Genomic DNA, 26,975 nt, shown 5'->3' on the forward strand with positions numbered 1-26,975 from the left:
TTAGAGCATGGTGCCGCCGCCTGCCCGCAAAATCAGCGCGGGGCAAGCCTCCTCAGCCGGGCGTTTTCGCCGTCTTCGAGAATCCATAGCGTACCATCACGTGCTTCGCGAATCTCGCGTATCCGCGTCCCCAAGTCGATCCTCTCCAGTTCCTTGCCCACGGGGCGGCCGTCTGGCCCCGGTTCCAGGCCCACGCGCACGATCCCGGCCGCGCCCAGCGCCGCGATTAGCGCCTGCCCGCGCCACTGCGGAAACGCCTTGCCCGAATAGAACACGAAGTCCCCCGGTGCGATCACCGGATTCCAGCTGATCGCCGGCGCGGCCAGGTCTGGCCGCGTTGCGTTGCGCGGGATCGGCGTGCCATCATAGTTGTCGCCATCGGAAACCAGCGGCCAGCCATAGTTCTTCCCGGGTGAAAGCAGGTTAAGCTCGTCCCCGCCGGCCGGGCCATGTTCGAGATCCCACAGCCGCCCCTGCGCATCGAATTGCAGCCCCAGCGGGTTGCGATGCCCCAGCGTCCACACCTGCGCGGCAATGCCGCCTTGCGCTGCAAAGGGATTGCCCGGCGCGGGCTGGCCATCGAGCGTGAGGTGGAGGATCTTGCCCAGGTTGGTGGTCATATCCTGCGCCGGGGTGAACTTCTGCCGCTCGCCCGAAGACAGGAACAGGCTTTTGCCATCTGGTGCAAAGGCGATGCGATGGCCAAAATGGCCGCGCCCGGAAACCTTGGGTACCTGCCGCCAGATCACCGTGAGGCCTTCAAGGCGGGGCGAGCCCTGATCGCGCACCAGCCGCGCGCGGCCCAGCACGGCGCCGCGCGTATCCCCCGCGCCCGCTTCCACCCAGGTGAGATAGACCAGCCCGCTGGTGGCAAAATCGGGGGCGAGGGCAATATCGCCGAGGCCCCCCTGGCCGCCGGCGTCCACCTTGGGCGTGCCAGAAACGATCACGGCCTTGGCCCCTTCGCGCCACAGCTTGAGCGCGCCGGTGCGTTCGGTCACCAGCATGGCGGTCTTGCCTTGGCCATCATCGGGCAGGAACACCATGGCCCAAGGGCTGTCGAAACGCGCCAGGTCGGTAATCACGAAGCCGTCGCGCTGTTCGGGCGCCGTGGCGGCGGCGTTATCGGGCTGGGCTTGCGATCCGCAGCTTGCAGCCAGGAACGCGAGCGGCGATAGGAGGCAGAGGATCCCTTTTGTCATGCCCGCTACAATGCCCGAAACCCGCGTCCGTGCCACCAGAATTACCCGTGTTACTACCCGCGTATCGGGGCACGTCATCGGCGTCGACGAGGCGGGGCGCGGCCCCCTGGCCGGCCCGGTGGTGGCCGCTGCCGTGGTGCTGGGGCGGCGGCCGCCCGAAGGGCTGGCCGATTCCAAAAAACTTTCGGCCAAGCGCCGCGCGGTGCTGGAAGAGCAGATCAAGGCGTCGTGCCACTGGGGCGTGGGCGTGGTGGACCCGGCCGAGATCGACCGCCTCAACATCTTTGGCGCCACCATGCTGGCGATGACCCTCGCCGTGCAGGAACTCGTGGCGCAATTGCAGGGCGACGTATGCGAGGTGCGTGTCGATGGCAATCTCACGCCGCACGGGCGCCATGCCGATTGGTGCTGGCCGGCGCGGCCGATTGTCGGTGGCGACGCGATCGAGCCGTGCATTTCTGCGGCCTCGATCATCGCCAAGGAACACCGTGACCGCATGATGCGGGCGGCGGCCGAACTCCATCCGCACTATGGCTGGGAGCGCAACGCCGGCTATGGCACGGCGCAGCACCTTGCCGCCCTGCGCACGCATGGCCCTACGCCGCTGCATCGGCGCAGTTTTGCCCCCGTGGCGCAACTGCTGCTTCTCTAGCCGCGACTCGGCGCAAGGCCTGCGAATAAATTTTCCACAGTTGCGCGCACCATATCTTGAGTCGCGCACCCCACCGAGACTCTAGATGTGGTTGGCGGACTCGTTCCGTTCCGCTTTTGCAGCGCTGCGACTCGCCGCAAATCGGCGAGTCGCGCCTTGACCTGCGACTCGCGATGATTCAGATTCCACGTCAACAAGCGACAGTGGAAGGAAGTATCATGGTTACGGCAGTGAAAACGCGCACCCGCGCCTTGCGGGCCAAAGTGGCCGCCAAGGTTCAGGCGCCCGCGCTGCCCGTCAACCGCATCCTCAAGGGCGATTGCATCGACATGATGCGCTCGCTGCCCACTGGATCGATCGACATGATCTTTGCCGATCCGCCCTACAACCTGCAGCTTGGCGGCGACCTGGCCCGCCCCGATGGCAGCCATGTCGATGCGGTGACCGATCACTGGGACAAGTTCGACAGCTTTGCCGTCTATGATCGCTTCACCCGCGAATGGTTGAGCGAGGCCTATCGCCTGCTCAAGCCCAATGGCTCGATCTGGGTGATCGGCAGCTATCACAACATCTTCCGCCTGGGCACGATGCTGCAGGACATGGGCTTCTGGATTCTCAACGACATCATCTGGCGCAAGACCAACCCCATGCCCAATTTCAAGGGCACGCGGTTCACCAATGCCCACGAAACCCTGATCTGGGCAGCCAAGAGCGAGAAGGCGAAGTACACCTTCAACTACCGCGCGATGAAGACCTTGAACGACGAGTTGCAGATGCGCTCTGACTGGGTGCTGCCGATCTGTTCGGGCAAGGAACGCCTCAAGCGCAACGGCACCAAAGCCCATCCCACGCAAAAGCCGGAATCGCTGCTCTATCGCGTGATCCTGGCCACCACCAACAAGGGTGACGTGGTGCTCGATCCATTCTTTGGCACCGGCACCACCGGCGCAGTGGCCAAGCGCCTGGGCCGCAACTGGATCGGCTGCGAGCGCGAGGACGATTATATTGAAGTGGCGCAGGAGCGTATCGACCTGGCCCTGCCGCTCGATGAAAGCGCGCTCAAGACCATGCAGTCCAAGCGCGCCGCGCCCAAGGTGCCGTTCGGCTCGCTGGTGGAAAGCGGCTGGCTGACGCCGGGCACCGTGCTCGCTGACAAGAAGCGCCGCTGGCAGGCGGTTGTGCGCGCCGATGGCAGCCTGGCCGTAGGCGAGGATACCGGGTCGATCCATGGCATGGGGTCCAAGGTGCAGAACGCCGCCTCGTGCAACGGCTGGACGTTCTGGCATTTCATGGACAAGGGCGAGATGAAGCCGATCGACGTGCTGCGCCAGCGCTATCTGTTGGCGGTGGAAGACTGATCGGGTTAATTGCCGTCGTCCCGGACTTGATCCGGGGCCCCGCTTTTCCTGAAGGATAGCGCAAGGCGCCCAAAAGAAGCTGGACCCCGGGTCAAGCCCGGGGTGACGAATAGTTGGTGGTTGGGGCAAAGGCTTTGGCATGAACGAGACGGTTTACCTTCGCCCCATCGCCTTGACCGAAAGCCCGCAGGCTGACGATGGCCAGGCCGTGCGCCTGGCCGGCGGGCTCGCCTGTGCCAGCCGCTTTGCCCTGCTGGTGCGGGGTGACGGCAAGGTGGTCTCGCGCCAGGTTGTCAGCGCGGGCGACGTAGCTGCTGCCATTGCTGCCTTGCCCGATGCCCTGGCCGCTGACGCCAGCGCGCAATGGGCCAATCTGCGCAAGAGCCATGCCCCGATCGGCTGTGGCGAGCGGGTGCTGCGCCTCGATCAGCCGCTGGTCATGGGCATTCTCAACGTCACGCCCGACAGCTTTTCCGATGGCGGCCAGTTCCTCGACAAGCCCGATGTCGCGCTAGACCATGCCTCGGCCATGCTGGCGGCGGGCGCGGCGGTGATCGACGTGGGTGGGGAATCCACCCGGCCCAATGCCGCCGCGGTGTGGGAAGGGGACGAGATCAAGCGCGTGGTGCCGGTGATCGAGCGCCTGGCCACGACAGGCGCTGCCATTTCCATCGACAGCCGGCGTTCCAGCGTGATCGCCGCCGCGCTTGCCGCCGGGGCGCATATTGTCAACGATGTGTCCGCCCTGCGCCACGATCCGCGCAGCATGGAGATTGTCGCTGCCAGCGGCGCGCCGGTCGTGCTGATGCATGCGCCGGGCGGTGCGGACGACCTCCACGCCGATGGGCATTATCGCGATGTCGTGCTCGATGTGTTCGATGACCTGCGCACCCGGCGTGATGCCGCGCTGGCCGCGGGCATTGCCGCCGAGAAGATCCTGCTCGATCCCGGCATCGGCTTTGGCAAGACGCTGGCCGAAAACCTGGCGCTGATCAACGCCCTGCCGCTGTTCCACGCGCTGGGCCAACCCGTGCTGTTTGCTGCCAGCCGCAAGCGCATGATCGGCGCCTTGGCCGGCGAGGCACCGGCAGACCAGCGCCTGGGTGGCTCGGTCATGCTGGCGATCAAGGCGCTGGAGGCGGGCTGCCACATGGTGCGCGTGCACGACGTGGCTGAAACGGTGCAGGCCATGCGCGTGTGGCGCGGCCTGCGCGATGCGGCGCTGACTGACTTTTCGCAGGTCGGTTGAGGCGGCGGGGGCTTCGACAGGCTCAGCCCGAACGGATTAAAGAGCAGTTTGTGAATACCGTTCGGGCTGAGCTTGTCGAAGCCCCAGCCGCGCACGTCCCTGTCAGGCCGCGTTGTCGATGCCCAGTTCCGACAGCTTGCGGTAGAGCGTCGAGCGGCCGATCCCCAGGCGCCGTGCCACTTCGGTCATGCGGCCGCGATAGTGGCCGATCGCCAGGCGGATGACATCGGCCTCGATCTCTTCCAGCGGGCGCAGGTTGCCGTCGGCGGTGAACAGCATCACGCCGGCACCGTCGCTGATCGGCGCCGGGCTGCGCGGGGTTTCGCCCACCATCGTCGAGAGATTGGGGAAGTCTTGCGCGGTCAGCGTTTCCGCATCGCAGAACACGGCGGCGCGAAACAGCGTGGCCTGCAATTGCCGCACGTTGCCCGGCCAGTCATAGGCCTTGAGCAGGGCCAGCGCGCTATCGGTGATGCCAAGCGGGCGCAGGCCCGGCTGCTCCCCGATCCGCGTAAGGAAATAGCGGGCCAGCGCGGCGATATCGCCCGACCGCTGGCGCAGCGCGGGCAGATGCACGTGCACCGTGCTAAGCGCATCGACCAGGGGCGCATGATAGAAACCCGCCTCGGCCAGATCGCGCAACGGCGCATTGCTGCAAGCGAACAGGCGCACGTCGATGCGGAACGAGTGGCGCGCGCCGATCGGCTGTACATCACCGCGTTCGACGAACTGGGTCAGCCGTTCCTGCACATGAAGGGGCAGGCGATCGACCTCGTCGATCACCAGCGTGCCGCCGTCAGCGTGTTGCAGCGCACCGATATGCCGATCGAAGGCCCCGGGAAACGCGCCCTTTTCGTGGCCGAACAGCACGCTTTCGATCTGGTTGGCGGGAATGCCGCCAGCGTTGACGATGCGCAGCGGCGCCTTGGCGCGCGGGCTGGCGGCGTGCATCGCGCGCACCAGCATTTCCTTGCCGGTGCCGCTTTCGCCCTCGATCAGCACCGTCTGCTGGGTCCGCGCCGCCTTGGCCGCCACGGCCAGTGCGGCGCGGAATGCCGGCGCGGCGCCGATCATCGAATCAAAGTCGAGCGTCGTGCCGATCTTTTCGGTGAGCGGCTGAAGCTCTGCCGCGGGCGCCTCGCGCGTGGTTGCGCTGCGCAGGGCCTGGAGCAGGCGATCGGGTGCCACGGGCTTGATCAGGTAATCGGTGGCCCCGGCGCGCATTGCTTCCACCGCCAGCAGCGGCGAGGCACTGGTGGTGAGCATCAGGATCGGCAGGGCCGGGCGCCGCGCCTTGAGTTCGGCGATCAGCGCACAGGCATCGTCGCCCGGAACCCATTGATCCAGGATGATGGCACCCAGTTGCATGCCCTGGCGCGTGCCGAGCGTGGCAATCGCGGTTTCGGAATCGCGGGCCACGAGCGTGCGCCACCCTTCGCGTGCGGCCAGTGCCGTGATCAGCCGGCATTGCGCAGGCTCATCATCGATCAGCATCAGCAGGCGGTCGTCGGCTTCGGCCATGATTTTCCCGTCGTTGAAACAACACCCGATTACGCATTTCTGGTAAAAACCTGATTAAACAATCAGGCCGTTCGATCGCCCTTGAGAGACGCGGGACAGCGGTTTAAGGTGCGCCCAAGGATAATAACGAGGGATGAGTGAGCATGACGTCTGCCAATGATATGAAGGCTGCACGCGAAACCTACGAAGGCTTTATCTCGATGATCAAGGTCTCCGTGCCGGTGATCGCGCTCATCGTCGCTTTCGTGATCCTGATCATACAATAAAGAATGTCACATGACATAACGATCGCCGTTCTTCGGGAACGCGCGACGGGGGAGAGCCGGGTGGCGGCGACACCGGAAACGGTGCGCAAGCTCTCGGCTTTGGGGGCCAAACTGGTGGTGGAAAGCGGCGCGGGGAAGGGCGCCGATATTTCCGACGATGATTTTCAGGCCGCCGGCGCGGCGATTGCCAGCGCCGATGCCGCCGCCGGCGCGCAGATAGTGCTGGGCGTGCAGGGGCCCGATCCGGCGCTGTTGGCTGGCGCCGCGCCTGGTGCGTGGATCGTGGCAGGGCTCGATCCCTTTGGCCAGCGCGCCCGGGTCGATGCCTATGCCGCTGCGGGGCTCGAGGCGCTGGCGATGGAATTCATGCCGCGCATCACCCGCGCGCAATCGATGGATATCCTGTCATCACAGGCCAATCTCGCTGGCTACAAGGCCGTGCTGGTGGCGGCCAATCTCTATGGCCGGGCTTTCCCGATGATGATGACGGCGGCCGGCACGGTGAGCGCGGCCAAGGCCTTCATCATGGGCGTGGGCGTCGCCGGCCTCCAGGCCATCGCCACCGCTCGCCGCCTGGGCGCGCAGGTTTCCGCCACCGACGTGCGCTCTGCCACCAAGGAACAGATCCAGTCGCTGGGCGCCAAGCCGATCTTCGTGGAGAACGTGGCGGGGATCGAGGGCGAAGGCGCGGGCGGCTATGCCACCGAAATGAGCCCCGAATACCAGAAGGCCCAGGCCGAACTGGTATCGAGCCATATCGCCAAGCAGGATATCGTCATCACCACCGCGCTGATCCCCGGCCGCGCCGCGCCGCGCCTGATCAGCGATGCCCAGATCGCGACGATGCGGCCAGGCTCGGTCATCTATGACTTGGCCGTGGCGCAAGGCGGCAACGTGGAAGGCAGCGTGGCCGACCAGGTAGTGGAACGCCACGGCGTGAAGATCGTCGGCTATGCCAACACGCCCGCGCTCTTGCCGGCCGATGCTTCGGCCCTGTTTTCGCGCAACCTGTTCAATTTCCTTTCGGCCTTCTGGGACAAGGAACAAGGCCGCCCGGTGCTGGACGAGGAAATCGGCAACGCCATCCGCCTGACGCAAGGCGGGCAGGTCGTGCACGAAAGGCTCAAGGGGTGAGTATGGACGAGTGATCCTCCCCCTGCGGGGGAGGGGAACCGCCCACAGGGCGGTGGAGGGGGGGTAGCGATGCGCGATCATAGCGTGCAAGCACTGACAAGCGCGAGAAAGCTGCGCAAAGCCATGAGCTTGCCCGAGGTTCTGCTGTGGCAGCGCTTTCGGCAGCGGCCTGCGGGAATCAAGCTGCGCCGACAGCACCCGGTGGGCGGCTTTGTCGCTGATTTCTATTGCGCTGCGTCTAGAACTGTCTTCGAGATCGACGGGATTTCGCATGACATGGGCTCTCGCCCGCTTGCTGATGCCCGGCGTTCGGCGTGGATGGAACGCCACGGGCTTCGCGTGATCCGCATTCCCGCCGCCGACGTTCTCCGCGACCCTGATGCCACGGCCCAAGCCATTATAACCGCGTGCCAAGCAGCACCCCCTCCGTCAGCGCTAGGCGCTGCCACCTCCCCCGCCGGGGGAGGATCTGAAGGTACCTGATCTATGGACTTCATATCGATCCTGAGCATTTTCGTGCTCGCCTGCTTTGTCGGCTACTACGTCGTCTGGTCGGTCACGCCGGCCTTGCATACGCCGTTGATGGCGGTGACCAATGCCATTTCGTCGGTCATCATCGTCGGCGCCCTGGTCGCCTCGGCAGCGGCGGGGTCGCCACTGGCCAAGGTGCTGGGGCTCGGCGCAGTGGTCCTGGCGTCGGTCAATATCTTCGGCGGTTTTGCCGTTACCCAGCGCATGCTGGCGATGTACAAGAAGAAGGAGAAGAAGTGATGGACTTCTCGTTCCTCTCGGCGGCTGTGAGTGTGGCGCCGCGCAATGCATTTCCGATGCCTGCGGCAGAAAACAGCGGTATCGTTCCGCTATTATACCTCATTTCGGGCGTGCTGTTCATCATGGCGCTGCGCGGGCTTTCGTCGCCGGGCACGAGCCGGGCGGGCAACCGCTATGGCATGATCGGCATGACGATTGCCGTGGCGACCACGCTGGTTACCCATTCGATCGCCAGCCTGCCGGAAATCGCGGTGGCCATCGCCATTGGTGGCGGCATCGGCTTCATCATCGCGCGGCGCATCCAGATGACGGCGATGCCGCAACTGGTGGCCGCGTTCCACTCGCTGGTGGGCCTGGCGGCTGTGCTGGTGGGGCTGGCGGCCTATGCCAATCCCGAGGCTTTCGGCATTCTTGATGCGCAAGGGCTGATCGAACCGCAAAGCCGGGTGGAAATGGGCCTGGGCATTGCCATCGGCGCGATTACCTTCTCCGGCTCGATCATCGCGTTCCTCAAGCTGGCGGGCAAGATGAGCGGCGCGGCGATCCTGCTGCCCGGGCGCCATGTGATCAACCTGGGCACGCTGCTGACAATCCTCGGGCTGGTTGGCTGGTTTACCCAGGATCAAAGCCCCTGGGTCATCGCCACGATTACCGCGCTGTCTTTCGTGATCGGCTTCCTGCTGATCATCCCGATCGGCGGGGCAGACATGCCGGTGGTGGTCTCGATGCTCAACAGCTATTCCGGCTGGGCCGCGGCGGCGATGGGTTTCACCCTGCACAACACCGCCATGATCATCACCGGCGCGCTGGTCGGCTCTTCGGGTGCGATCCTGTCGTACATCATGTGCAAGGCGATGAACCGCTCGTTCCTGTCGGTGATCGCCGGGGGCTTTGGCGCCGAAGCAGCCGTCAGCGGCGGTGCGGCCAAGGAGCAGCGCCCGTGGAAGCGCGGTTCTGCCGAAGACGCGGCATTCCTGATGAAGGAAGCCGAAAACGTCATCATCATCCCCGGCTACGGCATGGCTGTCAGCCAGGCACAGCACGTGCTGCGCGAGATGGGTGACGTGCTCAAGGCCAATGGCGTCAACGTGAAATATGCCATTCACCCGGTGGCGGGGCGCATGCCCGGGCACATGAACGTGCTGCTCGCCGAAGCCAACGTGCCCTATGACGAAGTCTTTGAACTGGAAGACATCCAGGGCGATTTCGCCCAGGCCGACGTGGCCTTCGTGATCGGCGCCAATGACGTGGTCAACCCGGCGGCCAAGACCGACAAGTCCAGCCCGATCTATGGCATGCCGGTGTTCGACGTGGACAAGGCCAAGACCATCTTCTTCGTCAAGCGCTCCATGGGCGGGGTCGGCTATTCGGGCGTCGACAACGATGTGTTCTACATGGACCAGACGATGATGCTGCTGGCAGACGCCAAGAAGATGGTGGAGGAGATCGTCAAGGCGCTCCAGCATTGAGGACAACCCTTGGTTGACAGCGTCGGCGCGGCGGGGCGAGAAGGCGGGCATGAAGCCCATCGTTCTTGTCACCGCCGCTGCCGCGCTGTCGCTCGTTTCTACCGGCTGCGTCTCCAAACTGGCCGAAGGCCGCGTGCGCACGGCCTTGGTCGATGCCGGCCTGTCCCATGCCAATGCCGCCTGCATGGCCGAGCGTATGACCGATCGCCTGTCGCTGGGTCAGTTGCGCCGGTTGGAGGCGCTGCAGGCGCCCAAGCGCAGCCTGGCTGATTACGTGTGGACCGTGCGCCGGCTCGATGATCCGCAACTGGTGCAAGTGACGGTCAGCGCCGCTGCGCTCTGCGCCATGGGATTGGCCCCCGAAAAGCGGTGAACCGCGTGCGCGCACACGGTGGATCGCTGCCGTGGGCCGCTGGACCTGGGCGGTGGTCTTGCCTAAGGCTGAAAGCCATCGAAACGGGACTGACCGGCGGGGGCGCCGGTGGGAGATAGTGGTTTGCGCAAGATTGGCCTTATCGGCGGCATGAGCTGGGTTTCGACCCGCACCTATTACGAGCATCTCAACAAGCTGGTTCAGGCGCGCACAAGCACGTTGTCGAGCGCGCCATTGCTGATCGAAAGCCTGGATTTCGCCGGTCTGGCCCGGCTTTCGACTGCGGATGAGTGGGCCCACGCTGCGACTGTCCTGGTGCAAAGCGCCAAGCGGCTGGAACAGGCTGGCGCCACCGCGCTTCTGATCGGCGCCAACTCGATGCACAAGGTCTATGACCAGGTGGCCGCGTCGGTCGGCGTGCCGGTGATCCACATTGCCGACGCCGTTGGCGCGCGGATGCAGGCCAATGGCGTGAAGACCGCGGCGCTGATCGGCTCGCGCAATGTCATGGTCGAAAGCTTTTACCGCAAGCGCCTGGTCGCCCATGGCGTCACGCTGCTGCCGCCGGTGATGGACAATGTCGATGAGATCGACCGGATCATCTATGAAGAGCTGATGCAGGGCCGCGCCACGCGCTCGGCCGAGCGGACCTTCAAGACGCTGTTGACCACCATGGGCCAGGCCGGCGCGCAAGGCGTGGTGCTGGGCTGCACCGAACTCGACATGGTGATCGATGTCGATGCCAACGTGCTGCCGATCTATGATGGCACGCGCATTCATGCCGAGGCGGCGGCCGACTGGATCCTGGGCGCGGGGTGACAGGCATGCGCGCGCCCTGGGCCTGCGATCCCGCTGCCTCGCGTGGGCGAGAGTTCGCACCAGAGCAGGGCGGGGTGCGCGGCCCGCGCAGCGAGTTCCAGCGCGATCGCGATCGGATCATCCATTCGATCGCGTTTCGCCGGCTGCGCCACAAGACGCAGGTGTTCATCGCGCCCGACGGCGATCACTATCGCGTGCGGCTGACGCACAGCCTGGAAGTGGCGCAGATCGGGCGGGTGATCGCCCGTGCCCTGGGCGCGGATGAAGACCTGACCGAAGCACTGTGCCTGGCGCACGATATCGGCCATCCGCCGTTCGGTCACGCCGGCGAGGATGCGCTGGAGGCGGCGCTGTCCAATTGCGGCGGATTTGATCACAACGCCAATACCTTGCGCGTGTTGATGCGCCTGGAAAGCCCCTATGTGGAGCATGACGGCCTCAACCTGACCTGGGAAATGCTCGAGGGCCTGGCCAAGCATAACGGCCCGGTGAAGAAGCCCACCTGGGCGCTGGCCGAACTCGACCAGGCCTTTCCGCTCGATCTCGCCAGCCACGCCTCGATCGAGGCGCAGATCGCCGCGATTTCCGACGACATTGCCTATGACAACCACGATATCGACGACGGACTACGCGGCGGTTTCCTGACGCTGGACGATCTGCTGGAACTGCCTTTCGTGGCCGATCAATGGTACGCGATCGAGGCGCGCCATCCCCATGCCCCGCGCGAGCGGCTGCTGCGCGAATTGGTGCGGGGGCAGATCGGCCGGATGGTCAACGACGTGATCAGCGAAACGCAGCGGCGCCTGGATGATAGTGGGGTCGACAGTGTGGCGGCGGTGCGCGCGGCCGGGCGCGCGCTCTGCGGGTTTTCCGAGGAAGTGCGCCGAGAAGAGCGTACGCTCAAGCAGTTCATGTATGCGCGGCTCTATCTTCACCCCGAGCAGGTGGCGGCGGCCGATCGTGCGCGGCATGTGGTGGAAACGCTGTTTGCTGCCTATCGCGCCGATGCCGGACACATGCCGGCCGCCTGGCAGGCGCGCTTGCGGCTGTCAGAGCCAGATCGCAGCCGCGTGATCGCCGATTTCATCGCCGGCATGACCGATCGCTATGCTATCGACTGTTACGCGAAGATCGTCGGTCAAGTGCCTGAAGGACTTAGCAATGTCTGATCCCATCCGCGTGCTGCTGGTCGGCGCGACGGGGCTGGTCGGCCAGGCCGTGCTGGATGCCGCTGCTGGCCGGCCTGGCGTGCGCATGGTCGCCTTGGGACGCCGTGCGGCGCCCCTGCCTGCCGGCGCGCAGATGGAGCAATTGGTGATCGCGCCTGAACACTGGGGCGATGCCGTAGCGCAGGTGCGCCCTGATGTGATCGTGCTGGCATTGGGCACGACGATCGCGGCGGTGGGTGGCGATCGCGCCGCCTTTCGGGCGGTGGACCATGACCTCACGCTGCGCTGTGCAACGGCGGCGCGCCAGGCGGGCGTTGGCCATGCGATCCTGGTTTCGTCGGTTGGCGCTGATCCTTCCGCGCGCGCGTTTTATCTCGCCACCAAGGGTGAGGTGGAGCGGGACGTGGCAGCCTTGGGCTTTGCCCGTCTCGATGTGCTGCGCCCGGGCCTCCTGCGCGGCGCCCGCCAAGGCGCGGTCCGCCCGGCGGAGCGGCTAGGCATGGCGGTGGCGCCACTGGTCGATTGGGCGCTGATGGGTGACCTTTCCCGCTATCGCTCCATCCCCGCCGCCAGTGTGGGCCAAGCCATTGTAAACCTGGCCAGCGCCCAGGCCACCGGGTATTTCGTCCATGAATTCCGCTCCATCCACAGCGCTGCGCGCGGGACTGCTTATCCAGGCAGTTGACTTGCACGGGGTGCCTGCGCGAAAGGGCGGGCCTGTCGCTGACCCGCGCGGGAGAGTTTGCTGCTGATTCGCATATGTGAAAAAGCAGTGACGCCGAAGGAGCAACCGCCCCGGAATCTCTCAGGCTAAAGGACCGCACGGGGTCTATAGCGACACTCTGGAAAGTGTTTCATTTCCTTGCGGAAATGGGGCCGCCGAAGGGGTAACCCCGCGATGCGCCACAACTAGGGGCGCGGGGGAAAGCTCTCAGGTTTCCGTGACAGAGGGGGCACCGTTGGGTGCACCTCTGTGCGGAGTTGAAACTTGTGAGTGACACATACGATCTCGCCCCGATTGCGGGCGAAAAGCCGCTTATCCTCACCCTGCCTCTCGATGCCTGGCACCGCGCACGCGGCGGCCGGATGGTGGAATTCGCCGGCTATCACATGCCGGTGCAGTACGAAGGCATTCTGGCTGAACACCAGTGGACGCGGGCCCATGCCGGGCTGTTTGATGTGTCGCACATGGGCCAGCTGGTGCTGCGCGGTGACCATGCCGGGCAGGCGCTCGAGGCCTTGCTGCCCGGCGCCTTCACCACGCTCAAGCCCGGCAAGCAGCGCTATTCGCTGCTGCTGGCGGACGACGGCGGCATCCTTGACGATCTGATCGTGACCAATCGCGGCCCGGATTTCTACGTGGTGGTCAACGGCGCTACCAAGCATGCCGATATCGCCCACATCACCGCGCGCCTGCCGCACGGCGTGACGCTGGACCACTTGGCAGACCATGCGCTGCTAGCGCTGCAAGGACCGGAAGCCGCCCTGGCGCTCGGCGCGCTGGGCCTGGTGCCGGCGGCCGATCCGGCGCGCACGCTTGACAGCCTGGTGTTCATGGAGGCCGCGCCGTTCATGTGGAACGGGGTGGCGCTGGGCGTCAGCCGCTCGGGCTATACCGGCGAAGATGGCTTTGAGATTTCGGTTCACGCCGATCACGCCGTGGCGCTGGCCGATGCCCTGCTGGCCCAGCCGCAGGTCAAGCCGATTGGTCTGGGCGCGCGGGATTCGCTGCGCCTGGAAGCCGGCCTGCCGCTCTATGGCCATGATCTTTCGCCCGATATCGATCCGGTAGAGGCCGATCTCGGCTTTGCCATTCCCGCCCGCCGCCGCGTGGCCGATGCCGGTTTCCGCGGTGCCGCACAACTGGCCAAGGCTTTTGCCGAAGGCACTGCGCGGCGCCGCGTGGGCCTGCTGATCGAAGGCCGCATGGCCGCACGCGAAGGCGCCGAGGTGGTGTCAGATGGCCGCACCGTGGGCATCGTCACCTCTGGCGGCTTTGCCCCCAGCCTGGAGCGGCCAATCGCCATGGCCTTCATCGAAACCGCGCTGGCCACACCCGGCACCGCGCTGACCCTTTCCGTGCGCGGCAAGAGCCTTGCCGCCACTGTCGTTTCGCTTCCCTTCCATCCCCATCGTTACGTGCGCAAAGGAGCCGCCTGATGACCCGCTATTTCACCGCCGATCACGAATGGCTTGTGGTTGAAGGCGATGCTGCAACTGTCGGCATCACCGACTATGCGCAGAGCCAGCTGGGCGACATCACCTTTGTCGAACTGCCCACCGTGGGCGCTGCCCTGGCCAAGGGCGACAGCGCGTCTGTCGTGGATTCGGTCAAGGCCGCTTCGGATGTCTATGCCCCGGTTTCGGGCGCCGTTACCGAAGTAAACCCGGCCCTGGAAGACGCCCCCGAACTGGTCAACTCCGCGCCGGAAGGCGAGGGCTGGCTGTGGCGCATGACGCTGGCCGATGCCGCCCAGCTTGATGGGCTGATGGACGAGGCGGCCTATGCCGCCCATGTCGCGGGGCTTTGACACGATGCGCTATCTTCCCTTGAGTGACCGTGATCGTGGCGAGATGCTCGCCACGATCGGGGCGCCGGATATCGATGCGCTGTTCGCCGATGTTCCGGCGGCGGCCCGGCTCTCTGGCCCGATCGCGGGCCTGCCGGGCCATGCCAGCGAAATGGCGGTGGAACGCCACATGGCGCGGCTTTCGGCCGAAAGCCTCACCGCCGGCCAGGTGCCGTTTTTCCTCGGGGCAGGGGCCTATCGCCACCATGTTCCCGCGACGGTCGATCACCTGATCCAGCGCGGCGAGTTCCTCACCGCCTACACCCCCTATCAGCCGGAAATCGCCCAAGGCACCCTGCAGGTGCTGTTCGAATTCCAGACCCAGGTGGCGCGCCTGTTCGGCACCGATGTGGCCAATGCCTCGCTCTATGATGGCTCGACCGCGTGCTGGGAAGCCATCGCCATGGCCGGTCGCATCACCCGCCGCAGCAAGGCCGTGCTCTCGGGCGGCCTGCACCCGCATTACGTAGGCACGGCACAGACCATGGCGCGCTTTACCGGCGATACGCTGGTGACGGCCAAGCCTGAAGTGTCGGCACAGGCCGATGACGAAGCGCTGATCGCGGCGATCGACGCGGAAACATCGTGCGTGCTGGTACAGTATCCTGATGTGCTGGGCCGTATTCCCGATCTCAATCGCATTGCCGCGGCCGCGCAGGCCCAGGGCGCGCTGCTGATTGCCGTGGTGACCGAACCGGTTGCGCTGGGCCTGATCGAAAGCCCGGGCACGCTGGGCGCGGATATCGTCGTCGGCGAAGGCCAGTCGCTCGGCGTTGGCCTGCAGTTCGGCGGGCCTTACCTGGGCCTGTTTGGTTGCCGCGAAAAGTACGTGCGCCAGATGCCGGGCCGCCTGTGTGGCGAAACGGTGGATGCCGATGGCAAGCGCGCTTTTGTGCTGACCCTTTCCACGCGGGAACAGCATATCCGGCGCGAAAAGGCGACGAGCAATATCTGCACCAATTCAGGGCTTTGCGCCCTGGCTTTCAGCATTCACCTGAGCTTGCTGGGTGGTGAAGGCCTGGCCCGCATGGCCCGCGCCAGCCATTTGCGCGCGGTCCAGGCGGCCACCGCGCTGGCGGCGCTGCCGGGCGTGGCCGTGGTCAACGCCAGCTATGTCAACGAGTTTGCCATCACGCTGCCGCGCCCGGCGGCCGAGGTGGTGGATGCGCTGGCGGCCCGTCGCGTGTTGGGCGGCGTTGCCCTGTCGCGGCTGGTGCCGGGGCAGGCTGATCTCACCCACGTGCTGCTCGTCGCCACCAGCGAACTCACGACCGATGAAGACATCGCGGCCCTGTGCGCCGCGCTTGCGGAGGTACTGGCATGACTGTTCTGAACCCCGCCGGCTGGCGCCCCGAACTGGGTGACCGCATTCCTGCCGCGCTGGAAGCGCCCGAAACCGTGACCGGCAACCGCGCGCTGCACCTGGAAGAACCGCTGCTGTTCGAAGTGGGGCGGATGGACCACTGCGGCGTTGATTTCGACGACGTACCCGGATCGCCGCTCGCTGGCCTCGCCCTGCGCGCGGCGCCGGTGGACCTGCCGGGCCTGAGCGAGCCGGAGGCGGTGCGCCACTACACCCGCCTCTCGCGCCAGAACTATGCGATCGACCTCGGGCCGTTCCCGCTCGGCAGTTGCACGATGAAGCACAACCCGCGCCTGGACGAAAAGGTCGCGCGGATGCCCGGTTTTGCCGATGTGCACCCGCTGCAACCGGTAGGCACGGTGCAGGGCGCGCTCAAGGTGATCGACGAACTGGCTGACTGGCTGGTCAAGCTGACCGGGATGGCCGCCGTGGCGATGACGCCCAAGGCCGGTGCGCATGGCGAACTGTGCGGCTTGCTAGCGATCCGCGCCGCGCTCGATGCGCGGGGGGACAAGCGCGAGGTGATCCTGGTGCCCGAAAGCGCGCATGGCACCAACCCGGCCACCGCCGCCTTTGCCGGCTTCCAGGTGGAGGCGATCCCCGCCACCGACGATGGCCGCGTCGATACCGCCGCGCTGATCGGCAAGCTCGGCCCGCATGTGGCCGGGGTGATGATCACCAACCCCAACACCTGCGGCCTGTTCGAGCGCGATCTCAAGACCATTGCCGATGCGGTGCATGCCGCTGGCGGCTATGTCTATTGCGATGGCGCCAACTTCAACGCCATCGTCGGCCGGGTGCGCCCGGGCGATCTGGGCGTGGATGCCATGCACATCAACCTGCACAAGACCTTCTCCACGCCGCACGGCGGGGGCGGTCCGGGTGCCGGTCCGGTGGTGCTGTCGGACGCGCTGGCGCCGTTTGCGCCGCTCCCGGTCGTCAAGCCTGGCAGCGACGGCATGCTGCGCCTGGTGGAAGAGGCCGATAGCGCCGCTGAGGCGCCTGAGGCGTTTGGCCGCATGTGCGCGTTCCATGGCCAAATGGGTATGTTCAGCCGTGCGCTGGCTTATATCCTGAGCCACGGTGCAGATGGCCTCGCCCAGGCATCGGGCGATGCCGTGCTCAACGCCAACTATGTGCTGCGCCGCTTGGAGCATGTGCTGCATGCGCCGTTTGCCGCAGCCGGCCCGTGCATGCACGAGGCGCTGTTCAGCGATGATGGCTTTGCCGATGGCTTTGCCACGCTGGACCTCGCCAAGGGCCTGATCGACGAGGGCTATCACCCGATGACGGTCTACTTCCCGCTGGTCGTGCACGGTGCGATGCTGGTTGAGCCGACCGAGACGGAAAGCAAGGCCGGCCTCGATCAGTTCATCATGGCGATGGAAAGCCTGGGCGCGCGCGCGAAGGCGGGTGATCCCGCGCTCAAGTCTGCGCCGCACTTCGCTCCGCGCCGCCGCGTGGATGAAACCCGCGCTGCACGCAAGCCGCGCCTGGTGTGGAGTGCTTGAGGCGCGCCTAGGAATTTGATGGCCAAACGTAAAAAGGCGCCGCAAGATACTGATCTTGCGGCGCCTTTATTATTTCAGATCGCGGCGTACTTACTTGCCGTTGATTGCGTCCGAACCGGCCTGGCCAGCAGACTGGATGTCCTTGCCGGCGCCCTTGACGGTGTTGCACGCAGCCGTGCCCAGCAGCAGGCCGCCCATGGCGGCCGCGACGATGATCTTGCGCATCATGAGATTGGCTCCCTTCCTTGTGGGACGAAAGGCTTGAAACATGCCCTTCCGAACGCGCACAGAACGAGCCAATTCGCATGCGGTTCCTTGCCCTAAGGACCCTGCAGTTACGCCATGGCAGAGGCGGTAGCCGGGCTGGCTTGCTGCTGTCGGTGCCGCACATGTTCGCGCCAGGCGATGATCAGCCCTGCCGCAATCACGATCGGCGCACCGATCCAGGTGGTGGCAGGCGGTAGGTGGGCAAAGACCAGCCAGCCCCACAGCGTGGCCCAGCCAAATTGCGAGTAATCCATCACGATCACGCTGGACACCGGGCCGAACCGCAGTGCGGCTGTCATCAGCAATTGCGCGCCAAGGCCGGCCAGGCCAATGCCGCCGAGCATGAGCCAGCCGAGGGCATCATGGTGCACCCCGGTGCGGAACAGGAACAGCGCCAGGAACGGCGCGCTCATCGCGGAAAAATAGAAGACCACTGTCAGTGGCTCTTCCGTGCGGCCAAGGTCGCGCAACTGGATCGAGACCAGCGCGACCATGAACGCCGCGCCGACGCCAACCGCCACGCCCAGCGCGGGCAGGTGGGTCTGGTTCGGGCCGGCAATGATAACGATGCCCAGCAGGCCCATGGCCACTGCCGTCCAGCGCCACGGACCCACCCGTTCCTTGAGCAGGAACGCAGAGAGGATCACGGCAAAGACCGGGGCGGTAAAGCCCAGCACGGTCGCCTCGGCCAGGGGCAGGATCTGCACTACACCGAGCGTAAGGAACATGCCGGCCGTGCCGATCATCGCGCGGCGGAAATGAACCCACGGCCGCGCCGTGCGCAGGCGATGCAACTGCCCACGCGCACCAAGCCAGCCCAGCAGCATGAGCGCCGGCAGCGTCTGCCGCCAGAACATGGTTTCGGGCAGCGGCATGCCACGCTCGCCGGTCAGCTTGACCAGCACCAGCATGGTCGACAGCATGGCCATTGCCACCAGGCGCAGGCCCAGGGCCAGAAAGGGTCTTTCACGAGACGGCATGGCCCGCGCGCCTAGGCGCAGGGCGATGCGAGTGCAAGGCTTGTCGATCGCGGGGTTGCATCGTGCCGGCGCTGCGGCCATGGCGCCGCCATGATCGAACGGTGGCGCGCGATAGACTGGCAGCAGGTGTGGCAGGGGCCGTGGCAAGCCGTGGCGGCCGTTGGCGCCGTGCTGCTGGCGGTGGCGATCGTGGCGCTGGTGGCCGAACGGCGGCGCAGCAAGCATGCCGATCTCGATCGCGTGGGCTGCATGCCGTGGACGATGATCTATGCGCTGTGCTTTTTCATGGCCTGCGTGCTGCTGGGCGGCGCTTTGCGCACCGCCCTGGCAAGCTGAAGATCAGAGGCACGCTTCCAGGAATGCCTGGTCAAAGCCGAACTGGCGCGCCTTTTCCAGGGTATAGGGGCGCAGGCCCGACGGGCGGAATTCGCCGATGATCTTGCCCTCTTCGGTTTCGTCGAGATATTCGAACTTGAACAGTTCCTGCGTCACGATCACATCGCCTTCCATCCCGATCACCTCGGTGATGTTGGTGGTGCGGCGCGAACCGTCGCGCAGGCGCTTGACCTGAACGATCAGATCGACGCTCTCGGCGATCTGGCGGCTGATCGCTTCCTTGGGGATCTTGATGTCACCCATCAGGATCATGTTTTCCATACGGCCCAGGCATTCGCGCGGGCTGTTGGCGTGCAGCGTACACATCGAGCCATCGTGGCCGGTGTTCATCGCCGCCAGCAGGTCAAAGCATTCCGCGCCGCGAATTTCGCCCAGGATGATGCGGTCAGGGCGCATACGCAGCGCGTTCTTGACCAGATCGCCGATGGTGATCGCGCCCTGGCCTTCGAGGTTCGGCGGGCGGGTTTCCAGCGGCAGCCAATGCGGCTGTTGCAGGCGCAGTTCGGCCGCGTCTTCGATCGTCAGCACGCGCTCGCCAGGGTCGATCATCTTGGACAAGGCGTTGAGCATCGTGGTTTTCCCCGAGCCGGTGCCCCCGGAAATCACGATATTCATGCGGCACGCCCCGGCGATTTTCAGCGCCGTGCACATCTTGTCGCTCATCGAGCCGAAATCGCGCAGCATATCGAGCGTGATCGGCTTTTCGGAAAACTTACGAATGGAGATCGCCGTGCCGCGTAGCGAGAGCGGCGGCACGATCACGTTGACGCGGCTGCCATCCTTGAGGCGGGCGTCGGCCAGCGGCGTGGTCTGGTCGACGCGACGGCCGACCTGGTTGACGATGCGCTGGGCGATCTGGAACAGGTGGCTTTCATCGCGAAAGCGGATCGGCGCGAGCTGCAGCTTGCCCTTCTTTTCGATGTAGGTCTGTTCCGGCCCGTTGACCATGATGTCGGACACGTCGGGATCGTTGAGCAGTTCCTCCAGCGGCCCGAAGCCGAGCAGTTCGTCGATCAGCACCTTTTCCAGCGCAAACTGTTCGCGCCGGTTGAGCGTCACTTTCAGTTCGGCCAGCACTTCCATGATGATCGGGCGGAATTCTTCCGACAGTTCATCCTTGGTCAGCGTTGCGGCGGCTTCGGGATCGACACGTTCGAGCAGGCGCGGCAGCACCTGTTCCTTGATCTTGTGGACCGACGCCTCGAAGCCTTCCGCCTGGTAGGTGTTGTCCACCACGCCGTTGATGCGCTCGGCCAGGCGGCTCATCGCATCGGCATGCTTGCCGCCCATGTCATCGTTGGCGCCGGGCAGAGGGCTTGCTTCGACAAAGCCAGCGGGCACGGCCGTTGCGGCTTCGCCAGTTTTCATCGGCCGGGCAACGCCGAACGAGGGGCGCGCGGCGGTGGCTCCACCCAAACCTGTCTTCCGGCCAAAAGCGCTCATGCGTCTTTTCCTGTCAACTCGTTCTTCCGGGGCCGTAGCCCGACAATGGTCAGGAACGGCTTTTCAGACGTAGTGAATACGGGGGAAACCTTCAGGATTCCCTAAAAACGGACAAAAGGCCGAAATGGCGCCGTGCATGGCGGTGTTGCCTGGCCGCGCGGCGGCAATCCTTCACCAACTCTATAGAAATGAAAGGCTTGGCCATCCAATCCGGCCGGGACGTCGCCGATCCGCCGAATCAGGGGCGGCATGTCGGGCAGGGAAAAGTCACTCAGCAGATAAAAGCTGCCTTCGTGTTTCGCCGTGGCCGCCAGTACGCGATAGAACTGCGCGCCATCGACCAGCTTTTGCGGTTCGGGATTGTTCCAGCGGGTAAAACTTTGCGTGCAGCGCTTGCCCAAGCGTTGAAATGGCATGCCGCTCAGCCCGGAAATTCCCTCGCCCGCGCTTTCCGGGAAAGCCAGCCAGCGTTCCTGGCTCAGGTTATGAGACGCGATCCAGGCGGAGGCGCGATCGCTGTTGTTGAACGGCATGATCAGGGCGACCACCGCCATGAACACGCCACACCCCGCCACCAGCCATAGCCACGCGCGCATCCACACGCCGGGGCCAGGCCCCCCGGCAAGGGCCTGGCGCCAGACCATCGCCACCAGCAGCAGTGTGCTGAGCATGAGGTGGCGGACCGAGAGGGCGTAAACCGCCACGCTGAACACCAGCGTAAATCCGGCAAAGCCGGCCAGCACGAGGCGATCGGCCGGTCGGCCGCGCAGTTGTGTCCAGGCCATGGCTGCTACGGCCAACAAAGCGATCGCGCCCAGCAAAGCAGGCGGAGGCTGACCCCATTCCGGGCGCAGGCCGTGCCATTGCAGCGGCAGGCCTTGCGCGCTCATCCCAGCGAGCCAGTCAATCAGTCGTGCAAGTCGGCCAGGCTGGGTGATGGCGGGCGCCACGTCGGGCGCGGGGCGCACCCACCATGCTGCCAGCAGGCCCGAGGCGATCCACCCGCCCAGCCAGCCGAGCGGCGCGCGCCGTTCGACCCAGCGCCAACCGGCGAATACGAACGACAGCACCCCGAACAGGAAATCGCACTGCGGCAACAAGATGATGAATGGCCAGGCCCAGTGGCCGCGTCGCCACAGCGCTAAGGCAAGGAACACGCACACCGCGCCCAGGGTGAGGCTGCGCGACACGGTCAGGAATTCGAACAGCACGAATTCCGACAGGGCCAGGCACAACCGCTGGCTGCGCGCGAAGGGTGCACCTAGCAGGATGGCAAGCTGGCCCGGAACCGCAATCAGGGCGGCTGCCACCGGCAGGGTCAGCAATGGCGCAGATAGAAAGTGCGTCAGACCGCGCAGGATCGCGTACCACAGCGGGGGATGGCCTTCATAACGCAGCGCGGCAAGCAGATCGGGCCAGGTTGGCGTCTGCACCGCGATCAGCACGGCCTGCCATTCGTCCAACCAGGGTTTGTGCGTGATGATCAGCAGGATTTGCAGGGCGATAACCGCGCAAATCGCGCCGGTCCACGCAACGGTTGTGGCCAAGGCTGCGTTGACGGCGCGATCCAGCGCCAAGGTCGTGCGGGCTATCCAGGCCAGCACCCGCGCCAGCAGCGGCGCCCGCGCGCAAAGCCAGGGTGCGATCGTGTCGCCGCCGTGGATCTGCGTCATGCCCCGTCTGCCCCTTTCTGTCCGTCGCTATGGCTAGGGCGGGAATAAAAGGACGGAGGCCAAGGAATGGTTAACGCGCGCTTGCTGGCGGCGTGCACGAACGCGAACGGGGCTGCACCGCTTGGCGATGCAGCCCCGTTCCAAGCCTTCCAGGACGCAGCAGCGCGGAGGGACGCGGCGCCAGGTCTTGGGGTGTTGCGTCAGTTTGCGGTCAGATGCGGGCCGCGAACAGATAGCCTTCGCCGCGTACCGTGCGGATCAGGGCGCCGCCGCCGTGGCGCACCAGCTTGGCACGCAGGCGCGAAACGGCGACATCGATCGCGCGGTCAAACGCTTCGGCTTCGTCGCCATGGACCAGGCGCAGCAGCGCTTCGCGGCTGACGACCTGGCCGGCGTGGACTGCCAGGGCATGGAGCAGCTTGAATTCGCCGCTGGTCAGGTCAACGTCGCGGCCAGCGGCATCGCGCACCACATAGAACGTGGGATCGAGCACCCAACCGGCAAAGGTCAGCACTGGAGTGGCAGCGGCGCGCGCGGTGGCGGCGTTACCACGGCGCAGCACCACGCGCAGGCGGGCGAGCAGTTCGCGCGGGTTGAACGGCTTGGCGAGATAATCGTCAGCGCCCAGTTCCAGGCCGACGATGCGATCGATATCGCTGGCGACGGCGGAAAGCAGCATGACCGGCGGCGTGCCGGGCTGTTCAGCCATCTCGCGCAGCAGGCCGAGCGAATCCTCGCCACGGGCCATGACATCGAGGATCACCGCATCGATCGGTTCCTGCGACACCAGCTGGCGCAGTTCGGTGCCATTGGCGACGGGCACCACGTGCATGCCCTGGCCTTCCAGGTATTCACGCAGCATGTCGCGGGTCTGCTGATCTTCATCGAGCAGGGCGATGCGGGCATCGTGGGTGCGGCGCATGGCAGGTTCATAACCGTTGGCCGGAGCGGGGGCGGTGATCATGGCGTCGTTACGGGCAAAGCGCATGGCACCGGCGGGATTTGGGCGGAGTTCGGAGTGTGCAAGGGGCATTCGTCAGGGTCCATCAGTGGGAGGGGAGGGATGAGGGACACCGGCTTAACGAGGTGCGTGGCAAAACCCTTCGCGGCAAGTTTCTTTTTCTTGCGGTTCGCGCGGCTTTCGTGCCGAAGATCGACGAGCCCATTTTGCAATCGATTGTTGTAAGGGCGCATTGTCTGTGCCATGGTGCACGCGAAGGGCCGGTGAAGCCCCTTGGGAGAGCGTCATGGAATTTGCCCGCAATCAGGCCGAAACTCCGCCAGGCAGCACGGTGCCGGGCAGCGGTTGCGTGGCATCGGGATCTGCGCGGCCGCATCTGTCCCTGGCGCGTATCCTGGAAATGAACCTGGGCTTCCTGGGTCTGCAATTCAGCTTCGGCCTGCAGCAGGGCAACATGGGCCCGATCTACAGCTATCTTGGCGCCAACGAGGCGCAGCTTCCGCTGCTTGGCCTAGCCGGGCCGATTACCGGGTTGCTGGTGCAGCCGCTGATCGGGGCGCTGTCTGATCGCACCGCCAGTCGCTGGGGCCGCCGTACGCCTTATTTCCTGGTCGGGGCCGTGCTCTGCGCGCTTGGGCTGTTCATCATGCCGCTGTCCTCGTCGGTGCTGATGGCTGCCTCGCTGCTGTGGCTGCTCGACGCTGGCAACAACATCACCATGGAACCCTACCGGGCCTATGTCTCTGACCGGCTCAATCCCAACCAGCGGCAGACCGGGTTCCTGTCGCAAAGTGCGTTCACCGGCCTGGCGCAGATGCTGGCATTTCTGACGCCCTCGATCCTCGTCGGCCTGGGCATGAACCAGGATTGGGTCGATGCCCATGGCATTCCCTATACCGTGCGGGTGGTGTTCACGCTGGGCGCCGTCCTGTCGCTGGTGACGATCCTGTGGTCGGTGTGGCGCGTGCCGGAACTGCCGCTGACACCGCAGGAACGCGCGCATATCGATGCCGCGCCCAAGGGCTTTGGCGCGGCACTGGCCGAGATTGCCGACGCCATCCGCACGATGCCGGTCGCCATGCGCAAGCTTGGGCTGATGAGCCTGTTCCAGTGGTCGGCGATGTCCGGCTATTGGCTCTATGTCACCTATTCGATTGCGCGGACGGTCTATCACACCGCCGATGCACATAGCTCGGCGTTCCACAGCGCGGTGCTAACCAATGGCGAAATGGCCGCGTTCTACAACGGCATTTCGTTCGTTACCGCGTTTGCCATGGTGCCGCTGGTGCGCCGGATCGGCCCGGGACCGCTGCATGCGCTGTGCCTGCTGGCCGGTGGCGTGGGCATGCTGGCGCTGCCGCACATTACCGACAAGGCGCTGCTATTCGTGCCGGCGGTGGGCGTGGGTCTTGCCTGGGGCAGCATCATGGGTAACCCCTATGCCATCCTCACCAATTCCATCCCGCCGGCCCGCACCGGGGTCTATATGGGCATTTTCAACATGATGATCGTGATCCCCATGTTGCTGTTCGCGGTGGTGATGAGCGAGTTGGACCTGGGCTTCATCAAGCTGGGGCTGGGTGTCTATTCCCATGTGCTGCGTGGCGATCCGGGCAATATGCTGTCGCTGTGCGGCGCGCTGTTGATCGCGGCGGCGCTGTCGGTCCTGTGGGTGCGCGAAGGGCGCGCCCATGCCGTGGCCCAGGCGCAAGCCCTGGCATGAGCGGCATGTTTGCCTTGAATAGCGGCGATGCGGCAATCGTGCTGGAGCCGCGCGAGGGCCGCGCTCCCGCGTGGCGCCATTGGGGCGCGGCGGTGGATGTTGCTGGCCTGCCGCCGCTGGCGGACACGCGCGGCGCAGCGTCGTTTTCGTTTGACGAAGACGTCCCGTTCGATAGCGCGCCGGTGGGCGGGCTGGGCTGGTTCGGTCCGGCTGCGGTGGAATTACGTGATGCCACCGGGGCCGGCATGGTCGTTTCCTGGACCAACAGTGATGTTGCCCGCACCGACGACGGGCTGGTGATCTGCCTCGATGATACGGTGCAGGGCGTGCGCCTGGTGCAGACCATCGCCGCCGATGGCCTTGGCGGCTTTCGCATGGGTGCCACGCTGACCAATATCGGCCCTGCGCCGATCCAGCTCGATTGGCTGGCCAGCGCGGTGCTGCCGCTGCCGGGCGATGCCGCGCAGCTGGTGTCCTGGCGCGGGCGGCACAATGCCGAATTGGTGCAGAAGGTCGAGCCCTTGCCGGCGCATGCCTGGCAACGCGAAGGGCGGCGCGGCATTGCCGGCCATGGCGGCCCGGCCGGGCTGTTCGTGCTGGGCGAGGGGGCAGGGCATGCCACCGGCCCGGTTCATGCGCTGCAATTGTGCTGGTCAGGCGACAGCCGGATCCGGGTGGAGCGCGATGACGAAGGGTTCTTTATCGCCATGGCTGGCGCGCGCCTGGCACCGGGCGAGGTGGTTCTGGCCCCCGGTGCCAGCTGGCACGCGCCCGATGTGTTGGCAGCCTGGTCCAGCCACGGGCGCAACGGCGCCACGGCGGTGTTCCATGCGGCGGTGCGGGCCATGGTGCGCTGGCCGGGCGGCACCATGCCGCCGCGCAAAGTCCATCTGAATTCGTGGGAAGCCTGCTATTTCGATCATGACGAGGCGCGCATCCTTGCCTTGGCCGAAGCCGCCGCGCAGATCGGCATAGAGCGCTTTGTGCTCGACGATGGCTGGTTCGTGGGGCGCAACGACGATACGGCTGGGCTGGGCGATTGGACGCCCGATCCAGCCAAGTATCCGCAAGGCCTGGCGCCGCTGGCGCACCGGATCATTGCCACCGGCATGGAATTCGGACTGTGGGTCGAGCCGGAAATGGTCAACCCCGATAGCGATCTCTATCGCGCCCATCCCGGTTGGGCACTGGCGCTACCCGATCGTGCGCGACCCACGGCCCGCAACCAGTCGGTGCTGGATCTGTCGCAGGCAGCGGTGCGTGACTATCTGTTCGATTGCCTCGATCATCTGCTGCGCGATGTGCCGATCAGCTATCTGAAATGGGACCACAATCGCGATCTGGCGCCATCCGGTGGCGCGGCACAGGTGCGCGGGCTGTATGACTTGCTGGCCCGCTTGCGCGCCGCCCATCCCGGCGTCGAGATAGAGGCCTGTGCAGGTGGTGGCGGGCGCAGCGACGCCGGTATGGCGCCCTATGTCCACCGCTATTGGACCAGCGACAATATCGATGCCGTCAGCCGCGTGGATATCCAGCGCGGGTTCCTAGCGTTCCTGCCGCCCGAGATGATGGGCAGCCACGTGGGCGCCAGCCCCGCCCATGCCACGGGCCGGGCACAGGCCCTGGCGTTTCGCGCTGCCGTGGCCATGCCAGGGCATTTCGGTGTGGAGATGGACCCGCGCACGCTTGACGCGCAAGAGCGGGATGAACTGGCCGGTTGGATCGGGTTTCACCGCACGTGGCGCGATCTGCTGCATAGCGGGCAGGTGTGGCTGGGCGAAGGCCCCGATGGCCTGGTGTGGCAGGCCCAGGGCAATGCACAGGCGCAACTGCTGTTTGCCATTCGCCGCGCGCCGGCCGCTGATCGTCGGCCGCAGCCGCTGCGCTTGCCGCATCTGGCCGGGCAGGGGGCATGCAAGGTGCGCCTGCTGCGCCTGGCCGGTGGCACTGGTGGCCACGCCGCCCCAACCGCCCCGCTCCATCGTGCCATGGTGGATGCGCCGGTAACGCTGGCAGGCAACTGGCTGGCCCATGCCGGCCTGCCCATGCCGCCGATGAATGCCCAGACCGTGGCGATCTTTCATATCGAGGCCGGGTGAATGACT

General features: G+C 65.6%; 26 protein-coding genes and 2 riboswitches. Of the genes, 19 read left to right on the top strand and 7 right to left on the bottom strand.

The window, feature by feature from the left end:
• Positions 1-32: 32 nt before the first annotated feature.
• Positions 33-1,202, bottom strand: a complete 1,170-nt coding sequence (locus SCA01S_RS03210) for a PQQ-dependent sugar dehydrogenase (protein ID WP_062782787.1) — start codon at positions 1,200-1,202, stop codon at positions 33-35.
• Between the two features lie 10 nt (positions 1,203-1,212).
• Here SCA01S_RS03210 and rnhB point away from each other — a divergent pair, with 10 nt between their 5' ends.
• From rnhB to folP, 3 genes are all read left to right on the top strand, one after another.
• The gene (rnhB, locus tag SCA01S_RS03215) at positions 1,213-1,854 is read left to right on the top strand and encodes a ribonuclease HII (RefSeq protein WP_062782790.1); all 642 of its coding nucleotides are present in this window, start codon (positions 1,213-1,215) and stop codon (positions 1,852-1,854) included.
• A 218-nt stretch (positions 1,855-2,072) separates the two neighbouring features.
• On the top strand, positions 2,073-3,212 hold the full coding sequence (locus tag SCA01S_RS03220) for a site-specific DNA-methyltransferase (RefSeq protein WP_062782793.1): 1,140 nt from the start codon (positions 2,073-2,075) through the stop codon (positions 3,210-3,212).
• Between the two features lie 139 nt (positions 3,213-3,351).
• Positions 3,352-4,461, top strand: coding sequence for a dihydropteroate synthase (gene folP, locus SCA01S_RS03225; protein WP_062782796.1), 1,110 nt, complete (start codon positions 3,352-3,354; stop codon positions 4,459-4,461).
• Between the two features lie 102 nt (positions 4,462-4,563).
• Here the strand turns inward: folP and SCA01S_RS03230 are convergent, their stop codons facing one another.
• The gene (locus SCA01S_RS03230) at positions 4,564-5,982 is read right to left on the bottom strand and encodes a sigma-54-dependent transcriptional regulator (protein ID WP_062782799.1); all 1,419 of its coding nucleotides are present in this window, start codon (positions 5,980-5,982) and stop codon (positions 4,564-4,566) included.
• A gap of 143 nt (positions 5,983-6,125) precedes the next feature.
• Between SCA01S_RS03230 and SCA01S_RS21625 the strand changes: the two genes are divergently transcribed.
• From SCA01S_RS21625 to gcvPB, 13 genes are all read left to right on the top strand, one after another.
• Positions 6,126-6,248, top strand: coding sequence for an aa3-type cytochrome c oxidase subunit IV (locus SCA01S_RS21625; protein WP_022676364.1), 123 nt, complete (start codon positions 6,126-6,128; stop codon positions 6,246-6,248).
• Positions 6,249-6,263: 15 nt separating this feature from the next.
• Positions 6,264-7,382, top strand: coding sequence for an NAD(P) transhydrogenase subunit alpha (locus tag SCA01S_RS03235; protein ID WP_028657878.1), 1,119 nt, complete (start codon positions 6,264-6,266; stop codon positions 7,380-7,382).
• A 69-nt stretch (positions 7,383-7,451) separates the two neighbouring features.
• Positions 7,452-7,865, top strand: coding sequence for an endonuclease domain-containing protein (locus SCA01S_RS21630; RefSeq protein WP_082209119.1), 414 nt, complete (start codon positions 7,452-7,454; stop codon positions 7,863-7,865).
• A gap of 3 nt (positions 7,866-7,868) precedes the next feature.
• Entirely contained in the window at positions 7,869-8,153 is a 285-nt protein-coding gene (locus SCA01S_RS03240; protein WP_022676366.1) for a proton-translocating transhydrogenase family protein, read from the top strand.
• 56 nt (positions 8,154-8,209) lie between these two features.
• A complete protein-coding gene (locus tag SCA01S_RS03245) occupies positions 8,210-9,622 on the top strand; it encodes an NAD(P)(+) transhydrogenase (Re/Si-specific) subunit beta (protein WP_062783051.1) in 1,413 nt (470 codons plus the stop codon).
• A 49-nt stretch (positions 9,623-9,671) separates the two neighbouring features.
• Positions 9,672-9,995: a hypothetical protein gene (locus tag SCA01S_RS03250; RefSeq protein WP_062782802.1), complete on the top strand. Its 324-nt coding sequence runs from the start codon at positions 9,672-9,674 to the stop codon at positions 9,993-9,995.
• A 123-nt stretch (positions 9,996-10,118) separates the two neighbouring features.
• A complete protein-coding gene (locus SCA01S_RS03255; protein ID WP_022676369.1) occupies positions 10,119-10,814 on the top strand; it encodes an aspartate/glutamate racemase family protein in 696 nt (231 codons plus the stop codon).
• Positions 10,815-10,819: 5 nt separating this feature from the next.
• Entirely contained in the window at positions 10,820-11,983 is a 1,164-nt protein-coding gene (locus tag SCA01S_RS03260; protein ID WP_084390758.1) for a deoxyguanosinetriphosphate triphosphohydrolase, read from the top strand.
• A complete protein-coding gene (locus SCA01S_RS03265; protein ID WP_062782806.1) occupies positions 11,976-12,668 on the top strand; it encodes an NAD(P)H-binding protein in 693 nt (230 codons plus the stop codon). Before SCA01S_RS03260 ends, SCA01S_RS03265 begins: the two co-directional genes overlap by 8 nt.
• 38 nt (positions 12,669-12,706) lie before the next feature.
• A riboswitch (glycine riboswitch) is annotated at positions 12,707-12,814 on the top strand.
• Position 12,815: 1 nt separating this feature from the next.
• Positions 12,816-12,941: riboswitch (glycine riboswitch) on the top strand.
• Between the two features lie 32 nt (positions 12,942-12,973).
• The gene (gene gcvT / locus SCA01S_RS03270; RefSeq protein WP_084390738.1) at positions 12,974-14,143 is read left to right on the top strand and encodes a glycine cleavage system aminomethyltransferase GcvT; all 1,170 of its coding nucleotides are present in this window, start codon (positions 12,974-12,976) and stop codon (positions 14,141-14,143) included.
• On the top strand, positions 14,143-14,514 hold the full coding sequence (gene gcvH / locus SCA01S_RS03275) for a glycine cleavage system protein GcvH (RefSeq protein WP_062782808.1): 372 nt from the start codon (positions 14,143-14,145) through the stop codon (positions 14,512-14,514). The genes gcvT and gcvH overlap by 1 nt, the downstream gene beginning before the upstream one ends.
• A gap of 4 nt (positions 14,515-14,518) precedes the next feature.
• The gene (gcvPA, locus tag SCA01S_RS03280) at positions 14,519-15,877 is read left to right on the top strand and encodes an aminomethyl-transferring glycine dehydrogenase subunit GcvPA (RefSeq protein ID WP_062783056.1); all 1,359 of its coding nucleotides are present in this window, start codon (positions 14,519-14,521) and stop codon (positions 15,875-15,877) included.
• A complete protein-coding gene (gcvPB, locus tag SCA01S_RS03285) occupies positions 15,874-17,427 on the top strand; it encodes an aminomethyl-transferring glycine dehydrogenase subunit GcvPB (RefSeq protein ID WP_062782811.1) in 1,554 nt (517 codons plus the stop codon). The genes gcvPA and gcvPB overlap by 4 nt, the downstream gene beginning before the upstream one ends.
• A 90-nt stretch (positions 17,428-17,517) precedes the next feature.
• On the opposite strand, the gene SCA01S_RS03290 is transcribed toward gcvPB, so the two are convergent.
• A complete protein-coding gene (locus tag SCA01S_RS03290) occupies positions 17,518-17,655 on the bottom strand; it encodes an entericidin A/B family lipoprotein (RefSeq protein WP_022676376.1) in 138 nt (45 codons plus the stop codon).
• 107 nt (positions 17,656-17,762) lie between these two features.
• Entirely contained in the window at positions 17,763-18,674 is a 912-nt protein-coding gene (locus SCA01S_RS03295) for a DMT family transporter (protein WP_062782814.1), read from the bottom strand.
• A 90-nt stretch (positions 18,675-18,764) separates the two neighbouring features.
• Here SCA01S_RS03295 and SCA01S_RS03300 point away from each other — a divergent pair, with 90 nt between their 5' ends.
• Positions 18,765-19,010, top strand: coding sequence for a hypothetical protein (locus SCA01S_RS03300; protein WP_062782817.1), 246 nt, complete (start codon positions 18,765-18,767; stop codon positions 19,008-19,010).
• A gap of 3 nt (positions 19,011-19,013) precedes the next feature.
• On the opposite strand, the gene SCA01S_RS03305 is transcribed toward SCA01S_RS03300, so the two are convergent.
• The 3 genes from SCA01S_RS03305 to SCA01S_RS03315 all read right to left on the bottom strand — a co-directional run bounded on the left by SCA01S_RS03305 (position 19,014) and on the right by SCA01S_RS03315 (position 23,150).
• Complete coding sequence (locus tag SCA01S_RS03305; RefSeq protein ID WP_028657883.1) at positions 19,014-20,513, bottom strand: TadA family conjugal transfer-associated ATPase; 1,500 nt, start codon at positions 20,511-20,513, stop codon at positions 19,014-19,016.
• Positions 20,514-20,614: 101 nt separating this feature from the next.
• The gene (locus SCA01S_RS03310) at positions 20,615-22,186 is read right to left on the bottom strand and encodes a hypothetical protein (RefSeq protein ID WP_062782820.1); all 1,572 of its coding nucleotides are present in this window, start codon (positions 22,184-22,186) and stop codon (positions 20,615-20,617) included.
• 211 nt (positions 22,187-22,397) lie between these two features.
• Positions 22,398-23,150, bottom strand: coding sequence for a winged helix-turn-helix domain-containing protein (locus SCA01S_RS03315; RefSeq protein WP_218016379.1), 753 nt, complete (start codon positions 23,148-23,150; stop codon positions 22,398-22,400).
• 397 nt (positions 23,151-23,547) lie between these two features.
• On the opposite strand from SCA01S_RS03315, the gene SCA01S_RS03320 reads away from it, so the two are divergent.
• Positions 23,548-24,870, top strand: coding sequence for an MFS transporter (locus SCA01S_RS03320; protein WP_062783059.1), 1,323 nt, complete (start codon positions 23,548-23,550; stop codon positions 24,868-24,870).
• Positions 24,867-26,969 carry an alpha-galactosidase gene (locus tag SCA01S_RS03325; RefSeq protein ID WP_062782825.1) on the top strand — a complete coding sequence of 701 codons (2,103 nt, stop codon included), beginning with the start codon at positions 24,867-24,869 and terminating at the stop codon, positions 26,967-26,969. Before SCA01S_RS03320 ends, SCA01S_RS03325 begins: the two co-directional genes overlap by 4 nt.
• Positions 26,970-26,975: the final 6 nt, after the last annotated feature.

This window comes from Novosphingobium capsulatum NBRC 12533 (assembly GCF_001598375.1).
Taxonomy (GTDB): domain Bacteria; phylum Pseudomonadota; class Alphaproteobacteria; order Sphingomonadales; family Sphingomonadaceae; genus Novosphingobium; species Novosphingobium capsulatum.

Excerpts from the sequence above, each read along its gene's own strand:
- SCA01S_RS03210 (WP_062782787.1), bottom strand. The coding sequence starts at position 1,202 with ATGACAAAAGGGATCCTCTGCCTCCTATCGCCGCTCGCGTTCCTGGCT.
- rnhB (WP_062782790.1), top strand. The coding sequence starts at position 1,213 with ATGCCCGAAACCCGCGTCCGTGCCACCAGAATTACCCGTGTTACTACC.
- SCA01S_RS03220 (WP_062782793.1), top strand. The coding sequence starts at position 2,073 with ATGGTTACGGCAGTGAAAACGCGCACCCGCGCCTTGCGGGCCAAAGTG.
- folP (WP_062782796.1), top strand. The coding sequence starts at position 3,352 with ATGAACGAGACGGTTTACCTTCGCCCCATCGCCTTGACCGAAAGCCCG.
- SCA01S_RS03230 (WP_062782799.1), bottom strand. The coding sequence starts at position 5,982 with ATGGCCGAAGCCGACGACCGCCTGCTGATGCTGATCGATGATGAGCCT.
- SCA01S_RS21625 (WP_022676364.1), top strand. The coding sequence starts at position 6,126 with ATGACGTCTGCCAATGATATGAAGGCTGCACGCGAAACCTACGAAGGC.
- SCA01S_RS21630 (WP_082209119.1), top strand. The coding sequence starts at position 7,452 with ATGCGCGATCATAGCGTGCAAGCACTGACAAGCGCGAGAAAGCTGCGC.
- SCA01S_RS03240 (WP_022676366.1), top strand. The coding sequence starts at position 7,869 with ATGGACTTCATATCGATCCTGAGCATTTTCGTGCTCGCCTGCTTTGTC.
- SCA01S_RS03245 (WP_062783051.1), top strand. The coding sequence starts at position 8,210 with ATGCCTGCGGCAGAAAACAGCGGTATCGTTCCGCTATTATACCTCATT.
- SCA01S_RS03250 (WP_062782802.1), top strand. The coding sequence starts at position 9,672 with ATGAAGCCCATCGTTCTTGTCACCGCCGCTGCCGCGCTGTCGCTCGTT.
- SCA01S_RS03260 (WP_084390758.1), top strand. The coding sequence starts at position 10,820 with ATGCGCGCGCCCTGGGCCTGCGATCCCGCTGCCTCGCGTGGGCGAGAG.
- SCA01S_RS03265 (WP_062782806.1), top strand. The coding sequence starts at position 11,976 with ATGTCTGATCCCATCCGCGTGCTGCTGGTCGGCGCGACGGGGCTGGTC.
- gcvH (WP_062782808.1), top strand. The coding sequence starts at position 14,143 with ATGACCCGCTATTTCACCGCCGATCACGAATGGCTTGTGGTTGAAGGC.
- gcvPA (WP_062783056.1), top strand. The coding sequence starts at position 14,519 with ATGCGCTATCTTCCCTTGAGTGACCGTGATCGTGGCGAGATGCTCGCC.
- gcvPB (WP_062782811.1), top strand. The coding sequence starts at position 15,874 with ATGACTGTTCTGAACCCCGCCGGCTGGCGCCCCGAACTGGGTGACCGC.
- SCA01S_RS03290 (WP_022676376.1), bottom strand. The coding sequence starts at position 17,655 with ATGATGCGCAAGATCATCGTCGCGGCCGCCATGGGCGGCCTGCTGCTG.
- SCA01S_RS03295 (WP_062782814.1), bottom strand. The coding sequence starts at position 18,674 with ATGCCGTCTCGTGAAAGACCCTTTCTGGCCCTGGGCCTGCGCCTGGTG.
- SCA01S_RS03300 (WP_062782817.1), top strand. The coding sequence starts at position 18,765 with ATGATCGAACGGTGGCGCGCGATAGACTGGCAGCAGGTGTGGCAGGGG.
- SCA01S_RS03305 (WP_028657883.1), bottom strand. The coding sequence starts at position 20,513 with ATGAGCGCTTTTGGCCGGAAGACAGGTTTGGGTGGAGCCACCGCCGCG.
- SCA01S_RS03310 (WP_062782820.1), bottom strand. The coding sequence starts at position 22,186 with ATGACGCAGATCCACGGCGGCGACACGATCGCACCCTGGCTTTGCGCG.
- SCA01S_RS03315 (WP_218016379.1), bottom strand. The coding sequence starts at position 23,150 with ATGATCACCGCCCCCGCTCCGGCCAACGGTTATGAACCTGCCATGCGC.
- SCA01S_RS03320 (WP_062783059.1), top strand. The coding sequence starts at position 23,548 with ATGAACCTGGGCTTCCTGGGTCTGCAATTCAGCTTCGGCCTGCAGCAG.
- SCA01S_RS03325 (WP_062782825.1), top strand. The coding sequence starts at position 24,867 with ATGAGCGGCATGTTTGCCTTGAATAGCGGCGATGCGGCAATCGTGCTG.